The organism is Acinetobacter johnsonii (assembly GCF_048551975.1).
In the GTDB taxonomy this organism is placed as follows: domain Bacteria; phylum Pseudomonadota; class Gammaproteobacteria; order Pseudomonadales; family Moraxellaceae; genus Acinetobacter; species Acinetobacter johnsonii_A.
Map to the genome: position 1 here is coordinate 32989 of NZ_JBIMCF010000003.1, position 26115 is coordinate 59103.

Sequence of the window (26115 nt, forward strand, 5' to 3'; positions counted from 1 at the left end):
ACGTTTTGTGATTACTCATTGAATAAAACAGTCATAAAGTTTAAGGATATCAACGTGTCAAATGCTTCAAAATTCGGCAAAGTAGCGGTGTTGCTTGGTGGTAAATCTGCTGAGCGTGAGGTTTCTCTAGATAGTGGTGCAGCTGTACTTGAAGCATTAGTTCGTTCTGGTGTAAATGCAGAAGCTTTTGACCCGAAAGAGCGTAGTGTGACCGAATTGGTCGGTTATGACCGTGCGTTTGTTGTGTTGCATGGTCGCGGTGGGGAAGACGGTCAAATCCAAGGTGTCTTAGAGTGGCTCAACATCCCGTATACCGGAACAGGCGTACAGGGTTCTGCCATTGGTATGGATAAAGTTAAAACCAAGCAAATTTGGCAGGGTTCAGACTTACCAACAGCGCCTTATCGCATCATTGGCCAAGAGTCAGATTTAGCTGAAGTGGTGGCGAATTTGGGTCTTCCACTGATTATCAAGCCAGTACATGAAGGTTCAAGTGTCGGCATGAGTAAAGTTGAAAAAGCAGAAGATTTGGCAGCGGCAATTGCCAAAGCGACCCAACACGATGCTGTGGTGATGGCTGAAAAATGGATTACGGGACGCGAGTTCACCATTTCATTTTTAAATGGTCAACCGCTACCTGTGATTCGTCTACAACCGCCTGCGGATGTGGCTTTTTATGATTATGAAGCGAAATATCAACGTAATGATGTGGAATACGGAATTCCGTGTGGCTTAAGTGCTGAAGAAGAGCAAAAGTTGCAAGCGCTTTGCCTCCGTGCATTCCAAGCGGTGGGTGCAAGTGGTTGGGGTCGTATTGATGCGATGCAAGATGAGCAAGGCAATTTCTGGTTACTAGAAGTGAATACAGTACCTGGGATGACCAGTCACTCTTTGGTACCGAAAGCAGCAAATGCAGTGGGTTATAGCTTTGATGCGCTTTGTATCCAAATTTTAGAGCAAACACTGACAGGTGCGACTCACTAAATGGCGCAATTACCCGCTTCTATGCGCCGTAAACGCGCAGCGATTACGTCGATACACGATAAACCGCCGACGCGTAAGGAAAAGCTTGCCAACTTCGGTGGTTGGGTGATGTTGGTCGTTGCTGTGGCGGTACTATTGGTTGGGATTTATGGCTTATATCAAGTCATGACAGATGCACGTGTGGCCGAACTTGATGTGGTAGGTGTACGTTCTGAGGCGGAAAAAAATCAGGTGATGGGACATGTTTCGCCCGCCATTACTCATAATTATTTCACCTCAGATTTAGAAGAGATTCGTGATCGCACTTTAGAGCTGGCTTGGGTCGATCGCGTGGTGGTTTCGCGGGCATGGCCGAATGCGATTCGCGTTCGCGTTATGCCGCGGCATGCAATTGCACGTTGGGGGACAGGGCGTCTCTTAAGTGACAGTGGTGACGTATTTAGCGAAGTGACACCGAAAAATAATCAGAATTTGCCTTTATTACACGGCCCAATCAGTCAGTCTAAAATGATGATGCGCCGTTATAATGAAATTAATCAATTATTCCAGCCAGTCAACCTTCGTTTAAAAGAACTATATTTAACGGAGCGTATGACTTGGTTTATGCAGTTCGATTCAGGTTTACGTGTTATCGTAGATCAGGATCAAACCATGAGTAAGCTGCAACGTTTGAGTTATTTAGCTCAAAGTGATTTGAAGCCAGTTTGGGCCAAAGTATCTGCCATTGATTTGCGTTATCGGAATGGCTTGGCCATCCAATGGAAAAATGCTGCCGCACCAAAGATAGCAAATGGTCATTTTGTTGTAACGATTGATGACACAAGCATTGCAGGTGGAGCAGCAGCAAAGCCATAATACTTGGCTTTAAAACAGAGGCATAAAGCCATAAATTAAACAAACATGTGATGGTAGTAGTAAATAATGAATGAAGCGGTTCCCTCAGTTGTTGCGATTGACATTGGGACGCACAAAGTTTCAGTTTTGATTGGTAAGGTACATGCGCCAGACAATATCCAAGTGATAGGAATGGCAACTGCTCGTAACCGAGGCATGAATAAAGGAAAAATTGTAAGTCTTGATAAAGTCATTACAGCGATAAAAAATGCCGTGCAAGAAGCAGAAGATATGGCTGAATGCCGTGTCCATTCCGCGTGGGTCTCAATCCCAAGTGCCGAGTTAAAAAGCTTTTATGCATCTGGACGAACGCCAGTTGAAAATACTGACCATACAATTACAACAAGTGAAGTGGTTCGTGCATTAGAGTTGGCCAAAGCCAGCCACATGACCTCGGATCATTATTTGGTTAGTGCTGTTCCACTGGGCTTTGAGCTGGATGACTCCACTGAGTGGGTACAAAACCCAATACGGATGTCTGCCCACAGCATGATTGGTCATTATCAGTTGATGATGTTACCAATTAGCACCATGCAAAACCTTGATCGGGCCTTAAAAGGCGCGAACATCGGGGTGGAGAAACTGGTGGTGTCTTGTCTGGCAACGGCAGAAGCGAGTCTACTCAAAGATGAAAAAGAGTATGGCGTTTGTTTAGTCGATATTGGTGCAGGTACCACCAACATTGCGGTGTATTTGGATGGTCGTTTGGCGTTGACACATACTTTGCAGCGTGGTGGCGAACATGTCACCCGTGATATTGCTGCTGTGTTACAAACCACCACTGAAGAAGCTGAGCGAATTAAATTACTCTATGGGTGTGTCGACATTAAGTCGGTTAAACCGGACCATATGATTCAGATCCAAGGGATTGATGGTCCGCAAACGATTAGTCGTATTGAGCTGACTGAAATCGTGATTGCGCGTTATGAAGAAATTTTAGGTCAAGTTCGCCAAGAGCTAGAGCGTAATGGTGCGATTCATGGTTTGTATCATGGTGTGGTGTTAACTGGTGATGCCAGTCAAATCGAAGGTATGGTGATGTTGACTCGTCGTATGTTGGGGGTGTCTGCGCATTTGGGTAATCCACCTGTGCAAGTGACAGCAGATGAGCAAAATATTGCCGCACTACGTCGCTCTCAATATGCCACTGCCGCAGGTTTGTTGATGTTTAGTCAGAGCGAAACACAAGAAACCATAGTGGAGCCAGAAGATAGAGAAAAACTGTCTCTGATTAAACGCGTTGGACGTGCTTGGTCTGGACTCAATGAAAAGCTGAAATCTGTTTTTTAAGTTGAATTTTTTTGGAATATTGTTAAGAAGTTCTACTACGCATCGCTTAAACTTGACAAGCTATGGCTTGCACAGCATGCTTAAAAGCAATTTTGTTTATTAAGATCAAGGCAGTATACGGGCTTAAGTGACTGCCAATAACGAATTAGGAAATCTATAGGTCATGGCCTCATTTGAATTTTTAGAAGATGATCAAACCGATAGCAACGGTCAAGCCCGTTTTACTGTGTTTGGTGTTGGTGGTGCAGGTGGTAACGCCGTACAACACATGCTTGAGTCAGATATTCAAGGTGTAAAATTTGTATGTGCCAATACGGACAAGCAAGCGCTAGACCGTATGAATGCACAATTCAAAATCCAGTTGGGTGAGCAAAGTACTCGTGGTTTAGGTGCGGGCGCCAATCCAAATGTAGGTCAAGCCGCGGCTGAAGAAAGTCGTGACTTGATTCGTCAACACCTTGAAGGCACTGACATGGTATTTGTCACTGCCGGCATGGGCGGTGGTACAGGTACAGGTGCTGCGCCAGTGGTTGCTGAAATTGCCAAAGAAATGGGTATTTTAACCGTAGGCGTGGTAACGACACCGTTTAACTTTGAAGGTAAGCGTCGTCTTCAGTCTGCTGAGCAAGGCATTGAAGCATTAGAAGCGCATGTAGATTCTTTAATCATCATTCCAAACCAACGTTTGTTAAAAGTTTTCCGTGACATTTCAATGAAAGATGCCTATAAAAAAGCGGATGATGTCTTATTAAATGCGGTCCGTAGTATCTTTGATTTAGTGGTACGCCCAGGTCATATTAACCTTGACTTTGCTGACTTGAAAACTGCGATGAGCACACGTGGTTATGCCATGATGGGTGCGGGTTTAGGTCGTGGTGAAAACCGTGCACGTCAAGCAGCTGAACAAGCGATCCGTAGTCCATTGCTAGATAATGTCACCATTATGAATGCCAAAGGGATTCTGATTAATGTAACGGGTGGTGATGACGTTACGTTTGGCGAAATTGAAGAAATTACTGATGTTGTGAACCAAATTGTCGATCTAGACGAAGGCCAAGTCTTCTATGGTACTGTATTTGATCCAGATGCGCGTGATGAAATTAGTGTCACTGTCATTGCAACAGGTCTAACTCGAAATTCAGCAGATTCTGCTGAGCCAGTGAAGCGTCCAAGTGCACATGTGCAGGTAGCACAACATGGGCATGCAACGCAAGCGGTTGTTGAAGATGATGATGTGCCTGCAATCCAGCGTCAGAACCAAGACGCGGCTCCTGCAGCGAGTTCTGCATCGACAGTGAGTGCTGCACGTCCAACACCAATGAGTATTCAAGATTACTTGAAAAATCAACAACGTAAGTAGTATTTGTCTATGTGGTTAGGCCACATGTGATGAAGAAAAGGTAGTCTCTGACTACCTTTTTGTTTTTTATCAATGGCTAAATATGCTAACGTATAGCGGTTTAGTGGTGAGATGATATGAAACATGTTGAAACAAAGAACTCTACAACGTGTCGTTAAAGCAAGCGGCATTGGTTTGCATAGTGGTCAAAAAGTCTTAATTAACTTTGTGCCACATCATGCGGACGGAGGAATTGTGTTTCGTCGTATCGATCTCAATCCACCCATCGACATTCGTGCAAATGCGATGTTGATCCAAGAAGCCTTCATGTGTTCAAACCTAGTTCAAGAAGATGCCAAAGTGGGTACGATTGAACATGTCATGAGTGCAATTGCAGGTCTGGGTATTGATAACCTGATCATTGAAGTGTCTGCATCTGAAGTCCCAATTATGGATGGCAGTGCAGGTCCGTTTATTTACTTGCTCATGCAAGGCGGTCTCAAAGAACTGGATGCCCCTAAAAAATTTATTAAAATACTCAAGCCCGTTGAAGCACTTATCGACGACAAGCGCGCTATTTTCCGCCCGCATGAGGGTTTTCAACTCAACTTCACCATTGACTTCGACCATCCTGCTTTTAAGAAAGAATATCAGTCTGCCACGATCGATTTTTCAACCGAAACTTTTGTTTATGAAGTCAGCGAAGCCCGTACTTTTGGTTTTATGAAAGATTTGGACTATCTCAAGGCCAATAATCTCGCTTTGGGGGCAAGTTTAGACAATGCCATTGGTGTTGATGAAACCGGTGTGGTGAATGAAGAAGGTTTGCGCTTCTCAGATGAATTTGTTCGTCACAAAATATTAGATGCGGTGGGGGATCTTTATTTGCTCGGCCACCAAATTATTGCCAAATTTGATGGATATAAGTCTGGGCATGCTTTAAATAATCAATTATTGCGCAATGTCCAAAGTGATCCAAGTAGTTATGAAATTGTAACATTTAATGACGAAGATCAGTGTCCAATTCCTTATGTGAGTGTGACTTAAGTCATTGTCTTTCTTGTGTGATGTTATATTGTAATAATGTTAAGTGTGATGAATCTATCATTTTAAAAAAGCAATTCTGAAGCTAGTCGCGACGAGGTTACTTTTTTTTGCTTGCCAAACGGCGCATTGCTTGGCTAAGCTTAGGGTCGCTCACAAAGTCAGCAGCACCTCGAATTAAGTCTTGAGTTTCTGTGCTTAGCGATCTTGAAATAGATTGTATCTTTGCGGGTGTTTGAGAGGGGATTCTCAAACGAACTTGGAGTTTTTGTAGGTCTTTAAACTCCTCAAGTTCCGACAGTTGTGCAATATATTGTTTTTGAAGGTAACCAAGTTGACTAATCATCGCTTGATTTTCGCCGGTAATCGTCAAAATACCATATTGATAACAAACAACCTGCCACTGCTCTGGTTGCGGTAGGAGAGGTTGAATCAGTTTTGTAAGTTTCTGCCATGCAGTTACTTGCTTTGAGAGAAACGTTAAGTTTCCTGTTTTTATGTGTTTTCTGGTTTGTTGAAAGAGATTCACTGGTTCGGACATACATATTTCCTTCATGTTAATGTCTTAATCTTATGCGCTTCTTTCGGTAGATATCAAGGACGAGATCACGCAAGAAACATTCGTAAAAACAGTTTTAAGAGGTTTTTTATGCATATGCGACGTATTTTGTTGGCTTTTTCTTTTGCAGCATCGGCTGCTTCAGTAGCCTTCGCTGATTTGGTAGAACTCAATACAAATAATGCATCTTCGGATCGAATTGAGCAATTGACACGCACTTTATCAGAAGGTGCTTATACTGAATCTAATGATATTGATGTTCCTGCCGAAACGAAAATGACCGTTCAGCTCCGTGAAAAAACGGTTGAACTTAACAACGCTTCACTGGCGAAAAAATACGGTTCAGAATTCTCTGCAAAAAGTTTTTCAAATAATGCATATTCGTGGTTAGTGACACACCCACTTCCAAGTGCACGTGTGAGCTCAAGTTACGGCGGCCGTACTATGAATGGTCGTGCTGAGCGCCACTCAGGTCTAGATCTTGCTGCGCCAAGCGGTACACCGATTTATGCGACAGGTCCAGGGATTGTGACCAAGTCAGGTTGGGGGACGGGCTATGGTCAATACGTTGAAATTAACCATGGCAATGGTTACATCACGCGCTATGCCCATGCATCACGTTTAATTGCTCGTGTTGGCGACCGTGTAGACGCGGGTGAACATATTGCTAATGTTGGTTGTACAGGTCGTTGTACTGGCCCACATTTACACTATGAAGTAGTTAAAGATGGTCAACGCAAAAACCCATCGACTTATCTAGCCATGTTGCCTTAATCCGATTTGATCGGATGATCCGAACTTACCATTGGTCCGATGCTTGAAAAAGGAATACAGCTCTGACGGAATCTAAGTTAGCATCAAAAAACAGCATTAAATGTATAAAAAACCGCCTAAATTGGCGGTTTTTTGTTATCTTGGGTAACGAATAGTCAATGACTATTTAGTTGCTAAATAGTAGAGCTCAGCCATATTCAGCTGTAGCGATACTCTTATAGGACGAAAGTATGATACATATTAGCGTATAAGATTAGGATATCGAAATAGGTGAATTATGGCGTTTTATGGTGATACTGACGCGCAAGAAACGCAAGAATGGCAAGATGCGTTTGACTCCGTTTTACAACACATGGGGACTGAGCGTGCAGCTTTTCTACTAGAAAAACTGTATCAACAAGCAATCGCTAAACATGTCCCTATTCAGCGTTTAAACACGCCTTATTTAAATACAATTTCAGTGGCTGAAGAACCTGCAATGCCAGGCGATCAAGACATGGAGCGTCGTATCCGTGCGTTGATTCGTTGGAACGCCTTAGCGATGGTACTCCGTGCCAATAAAACGGGTGATGACTTAGGTGGTCACTTGGCAAGTTTCGCATCTTCAGCAACTTTATATGATGTGGGTTTTAACCATTTCTTCCGTGCGAATAGTGATAGCTTTGGCGGTGACATGATCTATTATCAAGGTCACTGTGCGCCAGGAATCTATGCGCGTTCATTTCTTGAAGGTCGTTTGACTGAAGAGCATCTAAACAATTTCCGTCGCGAAGTGGACGGTGTTGGCTTACCTTCTTATCCGCATCCATACTTAATGCCTGATTATTGGCAGTTCCCAACTGTATCGATGGGTCTTGGCCCAATCATGTCGATTTACCAAGCACATATTCAAAAATATTTGATGAATCGTGGTTTGATTAAAGAAGAAAATCGCAAAGTTTGGGCATACCTTGGTGATGGCGAGATGGATGAGCCAGAAAGCACAGGTGCAATTTCACTTGCGGGTCGTGAAAAATTAGACAATCTCATTTGGGTTGTAAACTGTAACTTACAGCGTCTAGACGGTCCAGTACGTGGTAACGGTAAAATTATTCAAGAATTAGAATCTTTATTCCGTGGTGCGGGCTGGCGTGTCATTAAAGTGGTTTGGGGCCGTCATTGGGACCCACTACTGGCTAAAGACAGCACTGGTGCTTTAAAAGCGGTTATGGAAGAAACACTGGATGGCGAATACCAACGCTTACAAGTGAAGGGCGGTGCATATGCACGCGAAAAATTCTTTGGTAAATACCCAGAAGCGGCTGAGTTGATTAAAGATTTAAGCGATGAAGATATTGATAATCTAAATCGTGGTGGTCATGACCCGTACAAAGTTTTTGCAGCCTATGCAGAAGCATGTACAGCCAAAGGTCAACCAACTGTAATCTTAGCGAAAACTGTAAAAGGTTATGGTTTGTCTGATGAAATTGAAGCAGTAAACAAAACGCATCAAATCAAAAAGATGCAAATCGAATCTTTAAAATATGTACGTGATCGCTTCAATTTGCCATTTAACGATGAGCAATTAGAAGAAGTGCCTTTCTATCGTCCAAGCGAAAACTCGCCTGAATTGAAATATATGAAGGCACGTCGTGAAGCACTAGGTGGTTATTTGCCTGCACGTCGCAAAGAAAGTGAACAGTTGGCTATTCCACAACTTTCTGTCTTTGATGCAGTATTAAAAGGCTCCCAAGGCAAAGAACAATCAACCACCATGGTGATGGTTCGTTTAATTGCTGCATTGTTAAAAGAAAAAGCAATTAAAGACCGTGTTGTGCCAATCGTTCCTGATGAAGCACGTACTTTCGGTCTAGAAGGTATGTTCCGTCAGTTAGGTATTTATGCAGCCAATGGTCAGCATTACACGCCTGAAGACCAAGAACAGTTGATGCATTACCGTGAAGCAAAAGATGGTCATATGCTTCAAGAAGGCATTAACGAAGCAGGTGCAATGAGCGCTTGGGCAGCATTGGCAACCAGTTATTCAACCAATAACTTACCCATGATTCCAATGTACATGTACTACTCTATGTTTGGTTTTCAACGTATTGGCGACATTGCATGGGCTGCAGGTGATGCACAAGCACAAGGTTTCTTATTGGGTGCAACCGCAGGTCGTACCACGCTAAACGGTGAAGGTTTACAACACCAAGATGGTCACTCGCATATTTTAGCCAATACGATTCCGAACTGTGTGTCTTATGACCCATGCTTTGGTTATGAATTAGCAGTTATTGTGCATGATGGTTTACAACGCATGTATGTGAACCAAGAGCGTATTTTCTATTACTTAACGGTAATGAACGAAAACTACGAGCATCCTGAAATGCCACAAGGTGCTGAAGAAGGCATTAAACGTGGTATGTACTTACTTCAAAAAGATGAAAAAGCCACTGTTCAGTTGATGGGTTCAGGTGTGATTCTGCGTGAAGTCATTAAAGCTGCTCAAATCTTACGTGATGAATACCAAATCCATTCAAATGTATTTAGCGTAACAAGTTTCAATGAACTTGCACGTGATGGTATGGCATGTGAAGAATACAACCGCTTGCATCCAATGAGCGAGAATGTGAAAGAGGCTTGGGTGACTGAGCAATTGCGCGGTACAGAAGGTATCGTGGTTTCAGCAACAGATCATATGCGTGCTTATAGCGAACAAATTCGTGCATATCTTCCAGACAATCGTCCATTCGTAGCATTGGGTACAGATGGTTATGGTCGTTCAGATTCACGCGCTAAATTACGTAGTTACTTTGGTGTAGATGCAGCGCATATTGTTGTTGCCACACTGAAAAAATTGGCTGATGAAGGTGAAGTGGATGCACGCTTAGTGAAAGATGCCATCTCTACATTTGAATTAGATACGGATCGTCCAGTGGCATGGGCGCCACAAGCAACGCCATCTGTACACGCTGTAGCTGACTACAAAGAGGAGAAATAAGTATGCAAATTACAACTCCTGATATTGGTGTAGATAAAGCCGTTGTTGCTGAAATTTTGGTCAAAGTTGGCGACACCATTGCGGTTGATGACAGTGTCGTTCTATTAGAATCAGACAAAGCATCTGTTGAAGTGCCTAGCACTTCAGCAGGCGTTGTTAAAAGCATTTTAGTAAACTTAGGTGACTCGGTTGCTGAAGGTGCAGCGCTGATTGAGCTGGAAGCCGAGGGACAAACTGAAGCGCCAGCAGTACAAGCTCAGGCTGACGTTGTACAAGCTGAAGAAAAGCCTGCACCCGCTGCTGTTGCTGAAACGACTTCACCAGCTGCGACTACAGCATCACAAGTGATTGATGTGCAAGTACCAGACATTGGTGTGGAAAAAGCAACCGTTGGTGAAATTTTGGTGTCGATTGGCGATCAAATTGACGTTGATCAAAGCATCCTTGTGGTTGAGTCAGACAAAGCGACTGTGGAAGTCCCGAGTACGATTTCAGGCACAGTGGAATCAATTAGCGTTCAAGTTGGTGATAGTGTTAAAGAAGGTGTGGTGATTCTGACTGTAAAAACAGCAGCGTCAGTTGCACCAGTGACTGCTGAGCCTACGCCAGTTGCAGAACCTCAAACTTCTGAAGCTCAGTCTGCTGAAGCAGCGCCACAAGCTGCTGCTGCGCCTGCAGGTGCGGTTGAAATTGCAGTGCCTGACTTGGGTGTAGACAAAGCGACTGTTGCTGAAATTTTGGTGTCAGTAGGTGATACGGTTGAAAAAGACCAAAGTATCATCGTGGTTGAATCAGACAAAGCAACGGTTGAAGTACCAAGCACAACAGCGGGTGTGATTAAAGCCATTCATGTTGCATTGGGACAAAATGTATCGGAAGGTGTGGCTTTGGTGACCATTGAGGCTGAGGGTCAAGCTCCTGCACCAGTGGCTCAAGCGGTTACTCAGACACCAGCAAAACCTACAGCAGCTCCAGCTGCAACTACACAAGTGGTGGCATCTACTGTACAGGCTGCACCAGCAGCTCAAGGTGCAGATAAGCTGACCAAAGAACAAAATGCAGCCAATGCTAAAGTTTACGCGGGTCCTGCAGTACGTAAACTGGCGCGTGAATTGGGCGTGGTGCTGGCAGAAGTCAAAGCTTCTGGGCCGCATGCACGTTTAATGAAAGATGACCTTTTTGCTTATGTGAAAGGTCGTTTAACAGCACCACAAACTGCACCTGCTGTGACGGCTGTTGCTACTGCGGGCTTACCGAAACTGCCTGACTTTAGTGCATTTGGTGGTGTAGAAGAGAAAGTGCTGACACGTCTGCAACAAGTTTCTATTCCGCAGTTGTCTTTAAACAACTATATTCCGCAAGTAACTCAGTTTGATTTGGCAGATATTACTGAACTTGAAGCTTGGCGTAATGACCTTAAAGGTAACTTTAAGAAAGATGGTATTAGCTTGACTATTATGGCGTTCATTATTAAAGCTGTTGCGCATTTACTCAAAGAAGAACGTGATTTTGCTGGTCACTTGGCTGATGATGGCAAGTCTGTACTCTTGCGTAACGAAATCCATATGGGCATTGCTGTAGCAACACCAGATGGTTTAACCGTTCCTGTATTACGTAATCCAGACCAGAAATCGATTAAAGACATTGCGGTGGAGCTTGGTGTATTGGGTCAGAAAGCACGTGATAAGAAGCTTTCGCCGAAAGATCTACAAGGTGCAAACTTCACGATTTCAAGCTTAGGTGCAATTGGTGGTACAGCATTTACACCACTGGTGAACTGGCCGCAAGTCGCGATTTTGGGAATTTCTCCAGCGACGATGCAGCCGGTATGGAATGGTCAAGGTTTTGATCCGAAACTGATGTTGCCGTTATCTCTGTCTTATGATCACCGTGTGATCAATGGGGCGGATGCAGCGCGCTTTACCAATAAGCTGACCAAGTTGTTGAAAGACATCCGTACTTTGCTGATCTGATGATCTAGCTTTTAGCCCTGCTATTCTCTTTTCTCAAAAGAGAGAAAAGTTGCTGGAAGTCTTGAAAAAAATACCTCAATAAAGACCCTGCTTCGGCAGGGTCTTTTGTATTTATAGATTGCCAAAAAACATATTTTCGCCTAACATGGTGTTACTTCATTGGGGAGTAGCCGCTGTTCTTCAGAACAGGTGATGATCAACATATTTGCTCTAAAACGAGCATGGTCATCATAGCAAAGAACCAAATGAGCTTCTAAAGAGCTTTCTTTTGTTGGCAAGACCTTTGATTTACCACTCTGCAGATTTTGGCTAGCAGGAGCGGTGAGTCATTGGTATTTGTTATGCTAGCCAGAGAAAGACATCATGTATGAATTCCTCCTCTCCACAGCCATCGTGGCTTTAGCTGAAATGGGCGATAAGACCCAATTGCTTGCATTGTTACTTGCTGCACGTTTCCGTAAACCCGTCCCAATTCTATTGGCTATTTTGCTGGCGACCATTATTAACCATGGCGTCTCTGCTGTTTTAGGCCAATGGATCACCACAGTTTTAAGCCCTGATGCGCTGATCTGGATTCTCTCGATTGGTTTCATTGCTATGGCAGGTTGGATGTTGATTCCTGATCAGTTGGATGATGAGTCAGGCAGCATTAAGAAATGGCAGAAACTTGGGGTATTTGGCGCAACGTTTGTGTTGTTCTTCTTGGCCGAAATTGGCGATAAAACTCAAATTGCGACAGTTGCTTTAGCGGCACGTTTTGACAGTATAGTTTGGGTGATGTTGGGTACGACTTTAGGGATGATGTTGGCCAATGCGCCAGCGGTCTTTATTGGCGATAAGTTGGCGACCAAGTTGCCAATTGCCTTAATTCATAAAATTGGTGCGGCCATTTTCTTGGTCATTGGTGTTGCGACACTTGTACAGCATTATTTTTTCTAATTCACCTTAGAAAATAAGAATCCCGACTTAAAAAATCGGGATTTTTTGTTTAAAAATGATCTTCAATTTATTGATATATCAAATGATGTTGGTCGCAAATGCATTGTAAGTTTGTGTAAATCCATATATGTTGTAGGTATTAAAAAGTCTTTTAAGAAAAACAGCATTTTGAGGGGATGGACATGGCATTTGACCGCACAACGTCACAGGTTTTATATGATGATGGCACACATAAGTGTATTAGTTTTACCAGCTTGGTCAAAGGCGAGGGTGTACAGGCAAATCAGTTTTTAATTATTGACCATGAGCGTGCTGCGGTCTTAGATCCGGGTGGTGATTTAACCTATGTGCCGCTGACCATGGAGTTGAATAAATATACCCGTTTGACCAATCTTGATTTTGTGATGGCCTCACACCAAGACCCCGATATTATTACCTCAATGCCGCGTTGGTTGGTTTATACCGAAGCGAAAGTGGTGGCATCTAAACTTTGGGCACGCTTTTTACCCCACTTGAACTCAGCTTTTATGAGTGAGCGGATGAAAGGTAACTGGCTGGATCGTTTAGTGGAGCTGCCTGACCACGGTCAGGTGATTACGTTGGGGCAGTCTTCGATTATTGCTGTGCCTGCGCATTTTCTGCATTCGGTGGGTAATTTTCAGTTTTATGACCCGATTGCCAAGATTCTATTTTCAGGTGATATGGGAGCATCGATGGTGGATGATGCCTCAAAACCTTTGGAAAACTTTGCTGCGCATATTCCTAAAATGAAAGGGTTTCATCAGCGCTATATGTGCAATAACAAAGTGATTCGTTTATGGGTCAATATGGTCCGCACCATGGATGTCGAAATGATTGTACCGCAGCATGGGACACCGTTTATTGGGCACGACCAGATTCATCAATTTTTAGACTGGATTGAGACTTTGGAGTGTGGTACCGACTTGATGGATGAGAGTGTTTTTACCTGTCCAACTTAAGTGAAAAAATAGTCGTAAATTTTGCTTGTTTGGCAACCACAATTTTTTTAATATTTTCTTCTAAAAAAAGTTTTTGAAAATGTGAATATAAAGGATGTTGTCTCAAGTTCCAACGGAAGATGCCTGTTTAAGCTGCGGGGCATGTTGTGCCTTTTTTAGAGTCTCATTTTACTGGGCTGAAGGTATCTCCATGCCTGAACATTACACAGAGCCAGTGACGGCTGTGTATTCATGTATGGTTGGAACCAATCAAGCTAGCCCACGCTGTATCGCACTGCAAGGCACCATTGGTGAGCACGTCAGTTGTGGGATGTATGAACAGCGTAGCTCTTCATGTAAAGAAGTTCAAATCGCGGATGATCAATGCAACAAAGCGCGACGTGCGCACAATATGATTCCATTTGTGCAATTGGAAGCGAGCATTCCAGTCAACGATGAAGGTTTTGATCAAGTGTGTTAATCGATAAAAGCAGAGTGAAGGCTCTGCTTTTTTAGTTTTAGAAAATAAATCGAATTCATCTTAAAACAACAAATAAAAAATAAAGGTGGAAATGAGGGTCTCAAATAAAATATGGGTTTTATCACTTTATTTTCTAAGATAAAAAAATAAATTTTCAATTGAAATGAAATTTAAGTTCATATTTGTTTATAATAGCGCACGGAAATTACCAGTGAGACTGCCATGTTGACCATCGTTCAAGACGCGTTAACTTTTGATGATGTCCTATTACTCCCTGCCTATTCTACTGTTCTCCCAAAAGATGTCTCATTAAAGACACGAGTCACGCGCGGCATTAATTTAAATATCCCCCTTGTTTCAGCAGCAATGGATACGGTGACTGAATCCCGTATGGCGATTGCGATGGCGCAAAACGGTGGTATTGGTATTTTGCACAAGAACATGGATATTGCTGCACAAGCTGCAGAAGTCCGTCGTGTGAAAAAATTTGAAGCAGGAATGGTGAAAGATCCAATTACTGTGACACCTGAAACCACAGTGCGCGAATTGATCTCGATTACTCAAGCCAACAACATCAGCGGTGTGCCTGTTGTGAAAGATGGCAAAGTGGTCGGTATTGTCACAGGTCGCGATACACGCTTTGAAACGAACCTTGAGCAACCTGTAAGCAACATCATGACTGGTCAAGATCGCCTTGTGACGGTTCGTGAAGGTGAGTCGAAAGAAAATATTCAAGCTTTACTACAAAAGCACCGTATTGAAAAAGTATTGGTTGTTGGTGAACACAACGAACTCAAAGGTTTAATTACAGTCACTGACTTTCGTAAAGCGGAAAGCTATCCAAACAGCTGTAAAGATGACCTTGGTCGCTTACGTGTGGGCGCTGCCGTCGGTACAGGTGCAGAAACACCAAGCCGTGTTGAAGCACTGGTTGAGGCGGGTGTTGATGCGATTGTCGTGGATACGGCGCATGGTCACTCTGCGGGTGTGATCGAGCGTGTACGTTGGGTGAAAGCGAATTATCCACAAGTCCAAGTGATTGGCGGTAATATTGCAACAGGTGATGCTGCATTAGCACTCCTTGATGCAGGCGCAGATGCAGTCAAAGTCGGTATCGGCCCAGGTTCAATTTGTACCACGCGTATTGTGGCGGGTATTGGTATGCCGCAGATTTCTGCGATTGATAGCGTTGCCAATGCACTGAAAGATCAAATTCCATTGATCGCTGATGGTGGTATTCGTTTCTCTGGTGACATGGCGAAAGCGATTGGTGCGGGTGCGAGTACGATTATGGTTGGTTCACTCCTTGCTGGGACTGAAGAAGCGCCAGGTGAAGTGGAATTCTTCCAAGGTCGTTACTATAAAGCGTATCGTGGTATGGGTTCATTGGGCGCGATGGCAGGAGCAACAGGTTCTGCGGACCGTTATTTCCAAGACTCTAAAGCAGGCGCTGAGAAACTTGTTCCTGAAGGGATCGAAGGTCGTGTGCCATACAAAGGCCCAATGGGCAACATTGTGCACCAAATGATGGGCGGTTTACGTTCTTCTATGGGTTATACTGGTTCATCTGTGATTGAAGATCTTCGTCAAAATGCGAAGTTTGTGAAAATTACTTCGGCAGGTATGTCTGAGTCACATGTTCATGACGTAACGATTACCAAAGAAGCGCCGAACTATCGCGTGGGCTAATTCAGCTATACCAATTGTTCAAAGTAAAAGCCGTCATTTTTATGACGGCTTTTTCGTTTTGGTGTAAAGTGATGTCAGTAAAAAGTGATGATTTAGATCACCATTAAGAAGTGAGTAAAATATGAGTTATTTTGGTACCGATGGTATTCGCGGTAAGTTTGGCGTCCTCCCTATTACCCCTGAATTTGCCCTTAAGTTAGGCTTTGCCGCAGGGAAAGTTTTAAAACGCCACAGTAAAAAATCAAAACCATTGGTGGTACTCGGTAAAGACACACGTTTATCGGGTTATATTTTAGAGTCAGCATTACAAGCGGGTTTAAACGCAGCAGGGGTGTATGTACATTTACTAGGCCCATTGCCAACCCCAGCGATTGCACATTTGACCCGTGCTTTACATGCAAGTTTGGGCATTGTGATTTCAGCATCACATAATCCTTATTTTGATAATGGGATCAAGTTCTTTTCCAGTGAAGGTAAGAAATTACCAGATGCTATTCAAGAAGAAATTAATCAAGAACTTGAAAAAGAATTAGTGATTGAAGACACGGCAAACTTGGGTAAAAGTGTCCGCGTAAAAGATGCCAATGGGCGTTACATCGAGTTTTGTAAATCCACATTTCCATACCATTTAGACTTGAATGATTTAACCATTGTGGTGGATTGTGCAAATGGTGCTGCATATAACGTGGGTCCATCGGTCTTTCGTGAGCTCGGCGCCAAGGTCATTGCCATTCATAATGAGCCTAACGGTGTAAATATCAATGAGCAATGTGGTTCAACACACCCTGAAAGTTTGCAACAAGCTGTAGTTGAAAGTGGTGCAGATTTGGGTATCGCTTTTGATGGGGATGCAGACCGTGTTATTTTGGTGGATAAAGATGGCAAGCTAATTGATGGCGACCATATTCTATATATCTTGGCGACACAGAGCGCTAAAAAACCTGCTGGAATAGTGGGTACCTTAATGTCAAATATGGCTTTAGAGCTGGCTTTGGAAAAAGCCGGTGTAGGGCTATTACGTGCTAAAGTGGGGGATCGTTATGTCCTACAAGGTCTAGAAGAAAAAGGCTGGGTGATTGGCGGTGAGCCATCAGGGCATATCTTAACCTTGGATAAAAGTACCACTGGTGATGCCATTATTGCCGCCCTTCAAGTGCTTACGGTGATGGTCGAGCAGAAGAAAGCACTGCATGAATTGGTTGCTGACTTTAAGCTTCTACCGAATGTGCTGGTGAATGTACGTTTAGAGGCGATGTTTGACCCTTATGCGGTGCCTGCTTTGGTGGCTGAATTTGATAAAGCCGAGCAACAACTCAAAGGTCGTGGTCGTTTGTTGATTCGTAAGTCAGGTACTGAGCCTGTGATTCGTGTCATGGTGGAAGGGGATGACCTCGATGAAGTCAGCACTTTAGCCCATACATTGGCTGATGCTGTACGTGCGAATGCAGCTTAATAGGGAGTGAAGAAATGAGTGATTTAATTAAAGATCTCAGTGAGCTTCGTTTAAGTTATCAAAAAGGCGAGCTGCATGAAGATCGAGTAGAAACCCATCCACATGCTCAGTTCTTGCTTTGGTTTAATCATGCTTTAGAAGCACAACTGCACGAACCTTATGCTATGTCATTGGCGACAGCAAGTGTGCAGGGTCGCCCACATGTGCGAACGGTATTGCTACGTGGTGCAACTGAAGCAGGTTATGATTTTTATACCAATTATGACAGTCAAAAAGGCAAGGATCTGGCAGAAAACCCATATGCAGAGTTATTGTTTTATTGGCAAGAGCAGGAACGTCAGATTCGCATTGGCGGTAAAGTGGTCAAAATTTCTGAAGCAGAATCGACGGACTACTATCATAAGCGTCCACGAGATAGTCAAATTGCAGCACATATCAGTACACCACAAAGTGGTGTGATTGAAAGCCGTGAAGTCTTGCAACAACGTTTTGAGCAATTGCAAAGCCAAGTTGAAGGTAAATCAGAACTGAATAAACCTGTCTTTTGGGGTGGCTACCGCCTTGAGCCTGACTATTATGAGTTTTGGCAAGGGCGTCCGAACCGTTTACATGACCGTTTAAGTTATGAAAAACAGCAAGATGTCTGGATGCTGAAACGTTTGATGCCATAAATGTCAGCCATTCAAATTAAGCAAAGACCCTTTATGACCTGTCCTGAATTATTTCAGGACGTTCCTGCGTTTATTGCAGAAATTTTAGCTCGCCGTGGGGTGGCGTCAACGCAGGAGCTGGAGTTAAAGCTCAAGCATTTACTGGCCCCTAGCATGAAAGGCTTAAATGAAGCAATTCGGTTGATGGATGCTGCAATTGATCAGGAACACAAAATTGTCATTGTGGGTGATTATGATGCAGATGGTGCAACCAGCACCGCTTTAATGATTTTGGCTTTGCGAGAAATGGGGGCGCAGGTAGAGTATCTGGTTCCAGATCGCTTTAAATATGGTTATGGCTTAACGCCTGCGATTGCAGATTTAGTATTTACCAGCTTTACACCTGATTTATTGATTACTGTGGATAATGGTATTTCTAGTCATGACGGCGTGAAACAAGCGCAAGATCATGGCATGCAGGTGATTATTACCGATCACCATTTGACCACAAAACCGACTCCCAGTGCCCAAGCGGTAGTGAATCCGAACCAGTTGGGGTGTGATTTTCCAAGTAAAGCCTTAGCTGGGGTGGGTGTGGCCTTTTATGTCTTGGCTAACTTATCAACCTATCGTAAAAAACTGAATAAGCCTTCGGCAGTCATGAGTCAGTATTTGGATTTAGTGGCCTTAGGCACCTATGCCGATGTTGCGAGTCTTGACTATAACAATCGCATCTTGGTCGATGTTGGCCTGAAGCGCATTCAACAGCATTTATGTCGTCCGGGCATCAGCGCTCTACTGGAGATTGCAGGTCGAGAGGCTATAACTTTAAAAGCGCAAGATTTGGGGTTTGTACTGGGACCACGGATTAATGCGGCAGGTCGTATGGAAACCATGGATATCGGTATTGAATGTCTATTGGCACAGGACTTTGCTTCTGCCTATCCATTGGCAGAACAACTGAATCAGTTGAATGTGGAACGTCGTCAGGTTGAAGCGACGATGAAACGAGAGGCTTTAATAGCCTTGGATCAAATTCAACTGGACGATACGGTCTTACCTCCGGCTTTAATTATGTTCGAGCCGCATTGGCATCAAGGTGTGATTGGCATTGTTGCGGGACGCTTAAAAGAACAGTTTCATCGTCCGAGTATTGTGTTTGCTGCAGATGAAGATGGGATACATATCAAAGGTTCTGCCCGCTCGATTGAAGGAATCCATATTCGCGATGCCATTGAGTGCGTTGCTGAGCAATATCCACATTTGGTCAGCCACTTTGGTGGGCATGCTGCGGCAGCGGGTTTAACCATTCAAAAAGTTCATTTTGAAGAGTTTAAGCAGGCCTTTGAAGCACTGATGGCAGCTCAGGATGAAGGTTTATTTACGGCGACTTTATGGACCGATGGTGAGTTAGCAGCAGAAAATATTCAGGTTGAAACGGTTGATCTGCTGCAGCAGATTAGTCCATGGGGGCAAAAGTTTCCAGCGCCTATTTTTGAAGGAAATTTTCGAATTTTAGATTTCCGCTGGTTGAAAGAAGTGCATTTAAAATTACGTATAGCTTTAGACAATGGACAGGTCGTGGATGCCATCGCTTTTAATGCAGCAGACAAATACCAGTTCAATGAGATGAACCATCAAGTTCGTTTGGTCTATGAGCTGGATAAAAATGAATTTCGTGGCAATGTAAGTGTACAACTTCGCATTTTGCACTTAGAACAACACTAAAAAAACCGCTCTATAGAGCGGTTTTTTTAGTACATTTAGTTGCAATTAGAAGCGGTAAGCACCACGTAAGCCAAATACATTGCCATCATCAGCAAAGTCAATTTCACCTTCTAGGCTGACTTGTTGCGTGAAGAACTTTTTCGCGCGGATGGTAAATACATCAGCATCTTTTTCATCTGTATCAGAGAAACCAAGACCCACACTTAGGGTTTTATCTAAATATAGGTCAGCTCCAAAGCTGTAGGCATCAATATCACCAAAAGATGCACCACCTTCAAAGTTCATGTCATAAGCAGCCACTTGAGTGACATATTTGGCACGTAAGGTTGGATCGACATCGTCGCCATTATCATTATCGTAGCCAAATAAACCAGCTGCAACCAATAAGCCTGGGACAGGTAGGTAGCCTACTTCAGCAGAATAAATGGTAGTATCTAGATCTTCAACACTGTCCGCTTCATGTTTAGTTTGCCCAATATTACCGTTCAGGTAAAAATCAGAATTTGGAATAAAATACTCAAGTCCAATATTAAATGCAGTGACTTCGTATAAGTCATAATCAATATATGAAACTTCGCCATTGAGATTACTTGAGCGGTTTAAGAATGCAGCCTCATTCAGCGGATTATTTTTGATTTGAACAGGGTTGAAATAATATGTGCCATCTAAGGCAAAACCTGTTGAAGTATCCCCATGATCAGGATCAACGACAGCAATGGTGCCCCCAATTTCCGCTTGGTAAGCATTTGCAGTCCCGAAGCTTGCGATTAGTGCTGTAGTCAGCGCAATTTTTTTAAGCATTTTAGAGGTTCTCTCTTTGTTATAAAAATATGACTGTTCTATGACAGTTGTAACGAAGTGTACAAAAAAGTAGCAGGGAGTCAATCTTTATTTATAACAATGCTTTATGAGAGGGCAAAAAGCCCATTCGAAAATGGGCTTTTTGTATGTAAGGTTTTATTGACTGGTCTTAGAAACGGTATTTCGCAGCTACACCGAATTTGTTGTAGTCGTTGTTGCCAACTTCACCAAAGCCAACACGGCCTTCAAGGCTGACTTGTGGAGTAAAGAATTTACGCGCATTGATACCAAATTCGCTAGTATCACCATAGTCACGGTCTTTGCTGTAGTAATCTACACCTAGGCTTAAGGTTTTATCGATGAAGTAATCTGCTGCAAGATTATATTCGTCTAAATCACCAAAACCTGCGCCTGCTTCTAAGTTAATATCTTTACCATTGCTTAGAGAAGTGACATATTTAGCGCGAAGAGTAGGATCTACGCCATCGTCATAATCGTTGTCATAGCCTTTTAGACCCGCAGCAATTAATAAACCTGGTGCTGGTAAATAACCTACTTCAGCGCCATAAACGGTCTCATCAAAATCGCCACCGCGGTCAAATTTCCTATCATCGCGACCAACATTACCACTCACATAGAAATCTGAGTTAGGGACAAAGACTTCAGCACCGACGCCATAACGATGACGTTCATTATCACCTACTTCGTCGTATTGGTATTTTGCGTTAACGTTACTTGCACGGTCTAAGAATGCTGCTTCTGCAAGTGGCGCATTACGTGTTTGAACTGGGTTGAAATAGTATGTGCCATCTACGCCAAAAGAGCCGCTTGCACTACCGTTGTCTGGATCAATTAGGCCAGCTGAAGCACCCACTTCTGCTTGGTATGCATGTGCAGTACCTGTGATCGCTAGAGCTGAAAGTAATGCTGAAGCAATTGCTAATTTTTTCATGGTATGTACCCCTCGTAAGTGGAACTGTATTTCATTAATTTTTTGTTACAACTTCAGTCTAGGGCAAAATAAAAAAGCGTCAACCAAAGGAAAGTTAATGCTCTGTATCTAAGGTTACATCGTGTAATTTTTTAAATTTAAATGATTGATAATAAATTATAAATTTATAATGTTTTGTTTTATTAAAATTGTGTAGATTATGTGGATTTCATAATTTTTGACGATATTTTAATCAATTTTAACTCAAAATGTTTAGTCCGTTCGTCTGTTGAGAGCACTTCTCAGGTGTGTATTTTGTGGGATGGTTCGCATTTAAATGCAGCTTGATTGCGGTTCAAGTGAATACTTTTTCGGAGGCTAAACAGTTTTAAGCTCTAGAAAGAAGGGTGTGATTTTGTCGAATTTGAGATGAATAATCCCAGCCGTCGACTGTGATATAATCAGCGGCTATTTTTCGCTTTATATTGATTGAGAGTAATTCACGTGGAAATTAATCCGTATCTAAACCAATTAAAAGACTTAAACGACCGTGGTCTCACATTACGGGGGTATCTTTGACTACGATCTGAAAAAAGAGCGTTTAGAAGAAGTTCTCCGTGAATTAGAAGACCCAGCGATTTGGAATGATCAAAGCCGTGCACAAGCCATGGCCAAAGAAAAAGGCGAACTTGAAAACGTCTTAAATGTGTTAGATGGTTTGGCAACGCAGCTTGAAGATGCGCAAGCGATGCTTGATTTGGCAGTCGAAGCAGATGATGAAAGTCTGTTGGCTGATGTCCAAGCTGAATTGACTTCTGCAGAAGAAGAGTTAGCGAAGCTTGAATTCCGCCGTATGTTCAGTAACCCAATGGACCCAAATCCATGTTATGTGGAAATTCAAGCTGGTTCAGGTGGGACAGAAGCACAAGACTGGGCGTCAATGCTACTGCGTATGTATATGCGCTGGATTGAACGTCATGGTTTTAAGGCTGAATTGATGGAAGAATCAGACGGCGATGTGGCTGGGATTAAGTCAGCAACGATTCGTGTGGAAGGTGAGTATGCCTATGGCTGGTTGCGTACCGAATCGGGCGTGCATCGCTTAGTACGTAAATCGCCATTTGACTCGGGTAACCGCCGTCATACGTCGTTCTCTGCTGTGTTTGTCTCGCCAGAAGTCGATGACAACATTGAAATTGAGATCAACCCATCTGACGTGCGTACCGATACCTATCGTGCTTCTGGTGCAGGTGGTCAGCACATTAACAAAACAGACTCTGCGGTACGTTTAACCCACGCGCCAACAGGCATTGTGGTGGCGTGTCAGAACCAACGTTCACAACATGCCAACCGTGACCATGCGTGGAAACAGTTACGTGCGAAGTTGTATGAGTTGGAAATGAGCAAACGTAACGAAGCGGCTCAAGCACTTGAAGACTCGAAGTCGGATATTGGTTGGGGCAGTCAGATTCGTTCTTATGTATTGGATGACTCGCGTATTAAAGACTTACGTACGGGTGTTGAAAACTCCAACACCGGTGCAGTACTAGATGGTGACCTTGATAAGTTTATTGAAGCAAGCTTAAAACAAGGTTTGTAATTTAAATGATGAATGAAAGCAAAGGGTTATCAGTTATTTTACAATATATCTAAAAAAATCGATATTAAAATCGAAAAAATGCGATATATTAGGTAAAACAAGCTGACAACGCTTTGTTGCCCATTAAACGTGTCTTGAGTATGGATATAGATTTAATTTTTAAAGCCTTGGCTAATCCAACGCGTCGCCAAATTTTGGAATGGTTAAAAAAACCGGAACAATTTTTATCGAGTGACGAATGTGGTGACTTTAGACGCGGCGTATGTGCAGGTCATATCGAACGGTTGGGAAATGTATCGCAATCGACGATGTCGAACCATTTGTCCGTTTTACAGCAGGCCGGTTTAATTCAAGTGGAAAAATATGGACAATGGTCTTATTTTTCTCGCAATGAAGCGTTGATTCAGCAATTTATCGAACACCTACAACAACACCTTTAACAGGTGGGAGTAACGATGGCTGAATTAAATTCTCCTTTAACGCTCGGTGCGTTAGAGCTTAAAAACCGTGTCATCATGGCGCCGCTGACCCGTAACCGCGCAACTGCTGATCGCGTTCCAACCCCAATGATGGTTGAGTACTATGCGCAACGTGCAAGTGCTGGCCTGATCATTTCTGAAGCTACAGTGATTTCTGAAGAAGCCAATGGCTATTTGAATACTCCAGGATTGTTTACCGATGCTCAGGTCGAAGGCTGGAAAAAGGTCACTCAAGCGGTTCATGAGAAGGGCGGTCTGATTATTGCCCAGCTTTGGCATGTTGGTCGTGTATCGCATCCGGATCTGTTAAATGGTGAAACACCAGTCTCTGCAAGTGCAGTACAACAGGCGGGTCATGTCAGCTTACTACGTCCAAAACGTCCTTATGTATTGCCACGTCCTTTGGAGGTTTCTGAAATTCACGCGATTACCGAGCAATATAAGCAAGCCGCGATTCGTGCTAAAGAAGCCGGTTTTGATGGTGTGGAATTACATGCTGCCAATGGTTATCTGATTGACCAGTTCTTGCAAAGCAAAACCAATCAGCGTGAAGATGAATACGGCGGTTCAGTGGAAAATCGTACACGGTTCCTGCTAGAAGCAACTGATGCACTGATTGAAGTATGGGGCGCAGATCGTGTAGGGGTGCATTTTGCGCCGCGTTGTGATGACCATGACATGGGCGATGATAATCCACGTGAAACATTTGGCTATGCCATGGAGCAGCTGGGCAAACGCAAGATTGCCTTCTTCTTTACCCGTGAATATCTGGCTGAAGACAGTATTTCTGAATATATGAAAGAGCGTTCTGGTGGAGTGCCTTATATTGCCAATATGCAACTGAGTCGTGAAGATGCAATTCAGCTGTTGGCATCAGGCAAGGCTGATGCGGTGTCTTTTGGTAAGGCGTATATTGCCAATCCAGACTTGTATGAGCGTTTACTGCAAGATGCACCACTGAATGAACTGAAACTGGAAAATATGATTGGAACGGGTGTCGCTGAAGGCTATGTGGACTATCCGACTTTAGCTGAAATGGAAACTGCTGCGGTTTAAATTGCTTTTCCGTTCAATTCGCGACAAGATAACAGCGCAATTCATGGGATAATATGAGTTGCGCTGTTTTATTTTTGCATTAATTTTTGGAGCACGTATTTGGCTACTCCTTTTTGGTATAACGCAGCACTTGCGCTGATCAAACCGCTGTATAAGTCTAAAATAAAAAAACGTGCAGAGAGTACAGAACAATTTCAACAAGAATGTCTCGAACGTTTCGGGCCCTTTCAACCGGTTAAAAATCGCCAAGCGATTTGGTTCCATGTGGTGTCGGTGGGTGAAACCAATGCAGCGCAGCCTCTCATCGAACATTATTTAAAAGCCGGTCATCCAGTCTTGGTGACCAATACCACCAAAACGGGACAGGCACGGGCCAAATCCCTATTTTTAAAAGCACCTTATTTAGACCTGTTCCAAGCAGTATATTTACCTGCAGATCAAAAGCCTTTAGTTCGTCAGTTTTTTTCATTGTATCAGCCTAAGCTGTTGGCTTTGGTTGAAACCGAACTCTGGCCAAATTTAATTGCCCAAGCGGGGCAGAGTCAGGTGCCATGTATCTTGATTAATGCACGTCTTTCTGAAAAATCAGCCAAAGGCTACTCCAAAGTATCTAGCCTTACGCAGCCGATGTTACACGGACTAGATCAGCTTTTGGTACAAGATCAGGCAACTGCAGAGCGCTTTATTCAGCTCGGTGCAGCACCATCGCTAACACAGGTGGTGGGGAGTATTAAGTTTGATATTCATGCGCCAGAATCGTGTGTCAAACAGGCAGCACAGCTCAAGCAAGAATGGTCACTCGCTGGGCGTAAGATCATCACTATTGCCAGTACTCATGCACCCGAAGAACAAAAACTGTTAAGCGCATTTAAGCCATATTTGGATGCACAGCCTGAACTGTTGTGCATTGTTGTACCACGTCATCCAGAGCGTTTTGATGAGGTCTTTGCTGTTGCACAAAGTTTAAATTTAAATACCACTCGCAGAAGTACGGGACAAAGCATAGAGACGGACACCCAAGTTTATTTAGCCGATTCGATGGGGGAGATGTGGTTATGGTATGCCTTATCAAATGCTTGTTTTGTCGGAGGATCACTAAATGAACCGGGTGGCGGACATAATATTTTAGAGCCAATTGCGTTACATGTGCCGACGGTTTTGGGCAAAAACTATTTTAATTTCCAAACCATTGTCGATGAATTTGTACAAGCCGATGCAGTGAAAGTTGTTGAGGATGCTGAACAAGCTGCTGCGGTGTTGATGATACTGTTAGAGGATACTGAGCAGGCCAACACACTGAATGAATCTGCACAAAAGATTATGCAGTTAAATACGGGCTCTTTGAAAAAGCATATTCAAGTGATTGATGCTTATTTATAAAACTTGAGTGAGTTTGTCATTACTACAAATACTGTAGATTTTATGGATGGCTTTGCGGAGGTGGTTCTTACTTTTCAAAGTTGAAAAGTAAAAAAAATCTTTTGATGTGCTGAAGGTACATCCTATACCTCA

At 43.3% G+C, this 26115-nt stretch carries 22 protein-coding genes and 1 riboswitch; of the genes, 19 read left to right on the forward strand and 3 right to left on the reverse strand.

Going from position 1 to position 26115, the window contains the following annotated elements; translation table 11 throughout:
• Positions 1 to 54 precede the first annotated feature (54 nt).
• The 5 genes from ACG9ZB_RS03775 to lpxC all read left to right on the forward strand — a co-directional run bounded on the left by ACG9ZB_RS03775 (position 55) and on the right by lpxC (position 5554).
• Positions 55 to 984, forward strand: a complete 930-nt coding sequence (locus tag ACG9ZB_RS03775; protein ID WP_419324232.1) for a D-alanine--D-alanine ligase — start codon at positions 55 to 57, stop codon at positions 982 to 984.
• The gene (locus ACG9ZB_RS03780; RefSeq protein ID WP_058870508.1) at positions 985 to 1839 is read left to right on the forward strand and encodes a cell division protein FtsQ/DivIB; all 855 of its coding nucleotides are present in this window, start codon (positions 985 to 987) and stop codon (positions 1837 to 1839) included.
• A gap of 66 nt (positions 1840 to 1905) precedes the next feature.
• The gene (gene ftsA / locus ACG9ZB_RS03785; RefSeq protein ID WP_419324234.1) at positions 1906 to 3168 is read left to right on the forward strand and encodes a cell division protein FtsA; all 1263 of its coding nucleotides are present in this window, start codon (positions 1906 to 1908) and stop codon (positions 3166 to 3168) included.
• Between the two features lie 163 nt (positions 3169 to 3331).
• Entirely contained in the window at positions 3332 to 4528 is a 1197-nt protein-coding gene (ftsZ, locus tag ACG9ZB_RS03790; protein ID WP_419324236.1) for a cell division protein FtsZ, read from the forward strand.
• A gap of 123 nt (positions 4529 to 4651) precedes the next feature.
• Complete coding sequence (gene lpxC / locus ACG9ZB_RS03795; protein WP_419324238.1) at positions 4652 to 5554, forward strand: UDP-3-O-acyl-N-acetylglucosamine deacetylase; 903 nt, start codon at positions 4652 to 4654, stop codon at positions 5552 to 5554.
• 97 nt (positions 5555 to 5651) lie between these two features.
• Here the strand turns inward: lpxC and ACG9ZB_RS03800 are convergent, their stop codons facing one another.
• Entirely contained in the window at positions 5652 to 6092 is a 441-nt protein-coding gene (locus tag ACG9ZB_RS03800; protein ID WP_058951534.1) for a hypothetical protein, read from the reverse strand.
• Between the two features lie 108 nt (positions 6093 to 6200).
• On the opposite strand from ACG9ZB_RS03800, the gene ACG9ZB_RS03805 reads away from it, so the two are divergent.
• The 10 genes from ACG9ZB_RS03805 to recJ all read left to right on the forward strand — a co-directional run bounded on the left by ACG9ZB_RS03805 (position 6201) and on the right by recJ (position 19736).
• The gene (locus tag ACG9ZB_RS03805; RefSeq protein WP_004691723.1) at positions 6201 to 6884 is read left to right on the forward strand and encodes a M23 family metallopeptidase; all 684 of its coding nucleotides are present in this window, start codon (positions 6201 to 6203) and stop codon (positions 6882 to 6884) included.
• Positions 6885 to 7161: 277 nt separating this feature from the next.
• On the forward strand, positions 7162 to 9864 hold the full coding sequence (aceE, locus tag ACG9ZB_RS03810) for a pyruvate dehydrogenase (acetyl-transferring), homodimeric type (protein WP_419324240.1): 2703 nt from the start codon (positions 7162 to 7164) through the stop codon (positions 9862 to 9864).
• 2 nt (positions 9865 to 9866) lie between these two features.
• Positions 9867 to 11837 carry a 2-oxo acid dehydrogenase subunit E2 gene (locus ACG9ZB_RS03815; RefSeq protein ID WP_419324242.1) on the forward strand — a complete coding sequence of 657 codons (1971 nt, stop codon included), beginning with the start codon at positions 9867 to 9869 and terminating at the stop codon, positions 11835 to 11837.
• A gap of 149 nt (positions 11838 to 11986) precedes the next feature.
• Positions 11987 to 12125: riboswitch (yybP-ykoY riboswitch) on the forward strand.
• A gap of 75 nt (positions 12126 to 12200) precedes the next feature.
• Complete coding sequence (locus ACG9ZB_RS03820; protein ID WP_004691720.1) at positions 12201 to 12776, forward strand: TMEM165/GDT1 family protein; 576 nt, start codon at positions 12201 to 12203, stop codon at positions 12774 to 12776.
• Between the two features lie 182 nt (positions 12777 to 12958).
• On the forward strand, positions 12959 to 13756 hold the full coding sequence (locus tag ACG9ZB_RS03825; protein ID WP_419324244.1) for an MBL fold metallo-hydrolase: 798 nt from the start codon (positions 12959 to 12961) through the stop codon (positions 13754 to 13756).
• Positions 13757 to 13850: 94 nt separating this feature from the next.
• On the forward strand, positions 13851 to 14216 hold the full coding sequence (locus ACG9ZB_RS03830; RefSeq protein WP_004978263.1) for a YkgJ family cysteine cluster protein: 366 nt from the start codon (positions 13851 to 13853) through the stop codon (positions 14214 to 14216).
• Between the two features lie 222 nt (positions 14217 to 14438).
• Entirely contained in the window at positions 14439 to 15905 is a 1467-nt protein-coding gene (gene guaB / locus ACG9ZB_RS03835; RefSeq protein WP_419324246.1) for an IMP dehydrogenase, read from the forward strand.
• Between the two features lie 121 nt (positions 15906 to 16026).
• Positions 16027 to 17358, forward strand: a complete 1332-nt coding sequence (gene glmM / locus ACG9ZB_RS03840; protein ID WP_201706901.1) for a phosphoglucosamine mutase — start codon at positions 16027 to 16029, stop codon at positions 17356 to 17358.
• Between the two features lie 14 nt (positions 17359 to 17372).
• Complete coding sequence (gene pdxH, locus ACG9ZB_RS03845; RefSeq protein ID WP_419324249.1) at positions 17373 to 18029, forward strand: pyridoxamine 5'-phosphate oxidase; 657 nt, start codon at positions 17373 to 17375, stop codon at positions 18027 to 18029.
• Entirely contained in the window at positions 18030 to 19736 is a 1707-nt protein-coding gene (gene recJ / locus ACG9ZB_RS03850; protein ID WP_419324251.1) for a single-stranded-DNA-specific exonuclease RecJ, read from the forward strand. It begins immediately after the preceding gene.
• 45 nt (positions 19737 to 19781) lie between these two features.
• On the opposite strand, the gene ACG9ZB_RS03855 is transcribed toward recJ, so the two are convergent.
• Complete coding sequence (locus ACG9ZB_RS03855; RefSeq protein ID WP_419324253.1) at positions 19782 to 20537, reverse strand: putative porin; 756 nt, start codon at positions 20535 to 20537, stop codon at positions 19782 to 19784.
• A gap of 169 nt (positions 20538 to 20706) precedes the next feature.
• A complete protein-coding gene (locus ACG9ZB_RS03860; RefSeq protein WP_419324255.1) occupies positions 20707 to 21489 on the reverse strand; it encodes a putative porin in 783 nt (260 codons plus the stop codon).
• A gap of 483 nt (positions 21490 to 21972) precedes the next feature.
• Between ACG9ZB_RS03860 and prfB the strand changes: the two genes are divergently transcribed.
• From prfB to ACG9ZB_RS03880, 4 genes are all read left to right on the forward strand, one after another.
• A protein-coding gene (prfB, locus tag ACG9ZB_RS03865) for a peptide chain release factor 2 (protein WP_419324257.1) occupies positions 21973 to 23068 on the forward strand; the annotation gives its coding sequence in 2 pieces (ribosomal slippage) (positions 21973 to 22044 and positions 22046 to 23068; 1095 coding nt in all).
• A 140-nt stretch (positions 23069 to 23208) separates the two neighbouring features.
• A complete protein-coding gene (locus tag ACG9ZB_RS03870) occupies positions 23209 to 23508 on the forward strand; it encodes an ArsR/SmtB family transcription factor (RefSeq protein ID WP_004978252.1) in 300 nt (99 codons plus the stop codon).
• Positions 23509 to 23523: 15 nt separating this feature from the next.
• A complete protein-coding gene (locus ACG9ZB_RS03875; protein ID WP_184117924.1) occupies positions 23524 to 24603 on the forward strand; it encodes an alkene reductase in 1080 nt (359 codons plus the stop codon).
• A gap of 99 nt (positions 24604 to 24702) precedes the next feature.
• Positions 24703 to 25983 (forward strand): 3-deoxy-D-manno-octulosonic acid transferase, encoded by a 1281-nt coding sequence (locus ACG9ZB_RS03880; RefSeq protein WP_419324259.1) that lies wholly within the window; start codon positions 24703 to 24705, stop codon positions 25981 to 25983.
• Positions 25984 to 26115 lie beyond the last annotated feature (132 nt).